The organism is Ectopseudomonas khazarica, from assembly GCF_004521985.1.
GTDB lineage: Bacteria > Pseudomonadota > Gammaproteobacteria > Pseudomonadales > Pseudomonadaceae > Aquipseudomonas > Aquipseudomonas khazarica.
In genome coordinates this window covers 1-450 of sequence record NZ_SBHZ01000044.1, presented here as the reverse complement: position 1 = coordinate 450, position 450 = coordinate 1, and the positions used below count along the sequence as shown (strand labels likewise).

Here is a 450-nt window from a genome sequence, read left to right as displayed (position 1 = left end):
GCTGATGCACAGCAAGGCCGCCGTCATGGCCGTGCTGCACTACCTCTTTGCGCGCTTCGATGAGCGCTTTGACGGTGCGCCGACGCTGCTGATCCTCGATGAAGCCTGGCTGTTCCTCGACGATCCGGTGTTCGCCGCGCGCATCCGCCAGTGGCTCAAGACGCTGCGCAAGAAGAACGTCAGCGTCATCTTCGCCACGCAGAGCCTGGCGGACATCAAGGATTCGAGCATCGCGCCCGCGATCATCGAAAGCTGCGCCAGCCGCATCTTCCTGCCCAACCCACAGGCGACCGAGCCGCAGATTCGCACGATCTACGAGGGCTTCGGCCTCAACAGCCGTCAGATCGAGATCGTCGCCACCGCGCAGCCCAAGCGCGACTACTACTACCAATCGCGCCTCGGCAATCGCCTGTTCGACCTCGACCTGGGCGCCGCGACCTTAGCCTTCGC

At 64.0% G+C, this 450-nt stretch carries 1 protein-coding gene; it reads left to right on the top strand.

Annotation, left to right across the window (positions count from 1 at the left end; all coding sequences use genetic code 11):
• A partial coding sequence (locus EPK82_RS24645) for a TraG/VirB4 family ATPase (RefSeq protein ID WP_134678349.1) occupies positions 1-450 on the top strand: 450 nt, incomplete at both ends.